The 4,298-nt window shown below is 56.2% G+C and carries 3 protein-coding genes and 1 pseudogene; all 4 read right to left on the reverse strand.

Annotation, left to right across the window (positions count from 1 at the left end; all coding sequences use genetic code 11):
- On the reverse strand, positions 1–774 hold a 774-nt coding region (locus ACOSYY_RS06130; protein ID WP_421661381.1), incomplete at its 3' end, for an FAD-binding protein.
- Between the two features lie 22 nt (positions 775–796).
- Positions 797–1,507 carry a 2Fe-2S iron-sulfur cluster-binding protein gene (locus ACOSYY_RS06135; protein WP_421661382.1) on the reverse strand — a complete coding sequence of 237 codons (711 nt, stop codon included), beginning with the start codon at positions 1,505–1,507 and terminating at the stop codon, positions 797–799.
- A 97-nt stretch (positions 1,508–1,604) separates the two neighbouring features.
- A complete protein-coding gene (locus tag ACOSYY_RS06140) occupies positions 1,605–3,833 on the reverse strand; it encodes an NADP-dependent isocitrate dehydrogenase (protein WP_421661383.1) in 2,229 nt (742 codons plus the stop codon).
- A gap of 24 nt (positions 3,834–3,857) precedes the next feature.
- Positions 3,858–4,298 (reverse strand): annotated as a pseudogene (locus ACOSYY_RS06145) (aconitate hydratase); the annotation flags it as partial.

The following is a 4,298-nucleotide window of genomic DNA, read 5'->3' on the forward strand; positions in this document are numbered from 1 at the left end:
GTGCCGTTGATTGTCGAGATCTTTGAAGACAGCGCCGGTGCAATGTCCTCGATCATCACTGAGCAGTTCGATCGCTGCGGCAAATTCCAACAGTTGAATCTTTTGGTTGATGACTTCGTCCTTGAGCACGCGCATGATTTCAAGGCCCGTATAATCGGAGCACGTCAGAAGACGCGGCTTTGAACTACCGCCACCCTTCTTGACATGCAGATTGCCGTCGGCCTGACGATCGAACAACACACCCAATTCCAAGAGCCACTTTGCAATCGACGGTCCATCCTCGACCATGACCTTGAGAAGGGCATGGTCGTTTTCCATATGACCGCCCTTGAGCGTATCGATGAAATGCGTGACAGGCGAATCTTCCGGCGCGACGGAAATCTGCATCCCGCCCTGCGCCATCACGCTGTTGGAATCTCCCAAACGAAGCTTCGTCGCGAGAATTGTCTTGGCAGCGGCGCCATGCGCATGCAACGCCGCCGCGCACCCGGCTCCGCCGCCTCCGATGACCAGCACATCGCAGGTGTAGTGCGCGCTGAGATCGACATTGTCTTGGATGGAGCTGTCGCCTTCAAGCAGTGTCGCCAACTCGATGACCGTCCTGTCGCCTTCGTTAGGACCGAACTTGATCGGCCGATAGGCACTGGCACGAAAGTCGGGATGATACTTATGAATCAGCTGGTCGCGGTCTGTGGGAGAAAACTTGGGGATGGTTTGCTTGCGTCGGGCGTCCCGAGTCCTGTGTACGATCTGTTGGAGGGCATGAATGTCCATCTCGGGCGCCTCAAGAACGTCGCTACTTTACCGTGGCACAGTGCTCGGCCAGTTCCTTGTCGTTCATCTTCAGAATTTTGTTCCACTCGTCGTTGAACCGACCGTCTTGAATTTCCTTAATACGCGTATCGAGGCCCGCCGGTTTTTCGGAAAAATGCGCCCCCTGCGCGCGACTGACGTACAACGCCACGAGATTGGGGGCGATGTCCGCGATGCACACCGGCGTGCACATGCCGCACATGACGCAATCCATGAACATCTCGGAGACGCTCTTGAAGTCTCCGAAGACGGCTTTCCAGACTCCTTCGCGCACGTCGATCTTCTGCGGACAGGCCTCGGTGCAAGCGTTGCAATTCCGACAGAGGGGCGCTTCTGGATAGAGATTGAAGAGATCTTGCTTCGGATCTTGGAGCGTTTGAATTTCGTAGGTGGCCTTGCGCGCCGGAAACGGCGGCATCATCGTGAACGACATACCGTCCTGCACCGCAGTCTGGCAGGCCAAACAGGTGCGGACTTTGGGATCGTCTTTCGTGCGGTAGTAGGTCGCGCAAGCGCCGCAGAAACCGCCGAGGCATCCGACGCCACGGACCACTTCCTGACCGGCATACCACATGGCCTTGATGACCGTGATTCCTTCCGGCACTTCCACTTTCTTGCCGGCGATCTCGATCGTCACCATCCGTGGCTTCAGTACCTCGGGCTGATCGATGACATTGGTATCTTCTTGGTTCATTGTTCCTTACATTGGCCTAAAGCCAGCGAGGCGCTGGCATAAGGCGTAAGGGGATGAAAAGAACCCTCACGCCTGACGCCTAACCCCTAACGCAATTCTATGCAATCGCGTCCACGATTTTGTTCAACGTCGCGCTTGGGCGCATCGCCTTCGCAGCCTTTGCGTCGTCCGGGTGGTAGTATCCTCCGACGTCCTGCGGCTTTCCTTGCGCCGCCAACAACTCCTGATCGATCGTCTTCTCGTTATCGGTCAGATCTTTGGCGATCTTTTGGAACTTCTCCGCGATCTTCTTATCCGCCGTTTGGGCGGCCAAGGCCTGTGCCCAATAGAGCGCCAGATAGAAATGGCTGCCCCGGTTGTCGATCTCGCCGACCTTACGAGCCGGTGACTTGTTGCTCTCCAAGAACTTTGCATTGGCTTGATCCAGCGTATCCGCCAGAATCTTGGCGACCGCATTGTTCCCCACCTTTGCCAGATGCTCCAGCGAAGCAGCCAACGCCAAGAACTCGCCGAGCGAATCCCAGCGCAGGTACCCTTCTTCCTGAAACTGCTGCACATGCTTCGGTGCAGATCCTCCGGCACCGGTCTCGAACAAGCCACCACCGTTCAATAGCGGAACAATTGAAAGCATCTTGGCGCTGGTGCCGATTTCGAGAATCGGGAAGAGGTCGGTGAGATAATCACGGAGCACGTTGCCGGTACAAGAGATCGTGTCCTTGCCGTCCTTCATCCGCTCGATTGAAAAGCGGCAGGCGTCGGCAGGTGCCATGATCTTGATCTCAAGGCCGGTCGTATCGTGTTTTTGCAAATAGGTATTGACCTTCTTGATCAACTCAGCGTCATGCGCGCGATCCTTGTTCAACCAGAACACCGCAGGAGCTCCCGTCGCTCTCGCGCGGGACACGGCCAGCTTCACCCAATCCTGAATCGGGGTGTCTTTCACCTGACACGCGCGCCAGATATCGCCTTCCTCAACCTTATGCTCAATCAGCGTCTTGCCCGACGCATCCACGATGCGAATCGTACCGTTGCCGGGCGCCTTGAAGGTCTTATCGTGCGAGCCGTACTCTTCCGCCGCCTGCGCCATCAAGCCGACGTTCGGAATCGTTCCCATGGTGCGAGGATCGAAGGCGCCGTTCTTCTTACAGAACTCGACGACTTCGTGATAGACCGGCGCATAGCTTGAGTCAGGAATCACGCACTTCACGTCCTGCAATTGGCCTTGCGGATTCCACATCTTGCCGGAATCGCGAATCACCGGCGGCATGGAGGCATCGATGATGATGTCGCTCGGCACATGGAGATTGGTGATACCCTTGTCGCTGTTCACCATCGCCATGGGCGGACGCTTCTGGTAGACGGCCTGGATGTCGGCTTCGATCGCCTTGCGTTGATCGTCCGGCAAGGACTTGATCTTGGCATAGACGTCGCCGAGACCGTTATCCGGGTCGACGCCGAGCTTCTTGAACGTCTCGGCGTGTTTCTCGAAGACATCCTTGTAATAGACTGTCACGGCATGGCCGAAGATCTTCGGATCGGAGATCTTCATCATAGTGGCCTTCATATGGAGTGACCATAAGATACCCTTTGCCTTCGCGTCCTCGATTTGCTCTTCCAAGAACTTGCGAAGAGCTTTGACGCTCATGAAGGTTGCATCCAGTACTTCACCGGCCTGCAAGGCGATCTTCTCCTTCAGCACGGTGGTCTTCCCATCTGCACCGACAAACTCGATCTTCGCGGTCGTCGCCGCCGGGATCGTCATCGATTTTTCGTTCGAGCGGAAGTCGCCGCCCTTCATGTGGGAGACGTGAGTTTTTGAATCCGGCGACCAAGCGCCCATCTTGTGCGGATGCTTCCGGGCATAGGCCTTCACGGACAACGGCGCTCGTCGATCGGAGTTTCCTTCGCGCAGCACCGGATTGACCGCGCTGCCTTTCACTTTGTCGTAACGAGCCTTGATGTCCTTCTCCTTGTCGTCCTTCGGGTTTTCCGGATAGTCCGGCAGTTTATACCCCTGTTTCTGCAATTCCTTGATCGTCGCCACCAACTGTGGGATGGAGGCGCTGATATTCGGAAGCTTGATGATATTGGCCTCCGGCGTCTTAGCCATCTCGCCTAGCTCGGCCAAGGCATCATGCTGCTTCTGTTCGGGGGTCAAATATTCCGGAAACACGGCAATCACACGGCCCGCGAGCGAAATGTCACGCAGTTCCACGGTGACGCCTGCCGCCTTCGAAAATGCGTTGATGATCGGCAGAAACGAATAGGTCGCCAGCATCGGCGCTTCGTCGGTCTTCGTATAGATGATTTTGTCCGCTTTTGCCATGGTTATCCCTTCTCAATATATCGTTTAGTTCAGCGCGTTCAACGCGGAACCGGCCTTAAACCAAGTGAGTTGCTGTGCCGTCATGCTGTGGTTCGCTTGAATCTTCACGTCGCCGCCCGTCTTATGAACGACCACCGTCACCGGTTTGCCCGGCGCCAGATTCGCCAAGTCCACCACGCTCAATCGATCGTTCATCTCGATCTTGTCGTAATCCTTCGGATCGGCGAACGTCAGCGGCAAAATGCCTTGCTTCTTCAAATTCGTTGCATGAATACGCGCGAAGCGCTTCGTGATGACCGCGCGGACATTGAGAAACCGCGGCGACATGGCCGCGTGCTCACGACTGCTGCCTTCGCCATAGTTCTCATCGCCGACCACGATGGAGCCGATTCCTTTTGATTTGTAGGCGCGGGCGATCTGCGCGATGGTGAGATTTGATTCGCCGGTCAGGACGTTTGTGCCCTT

This window comes from Nitrospira sp. BLG_2, assembly GCF_049222245.1.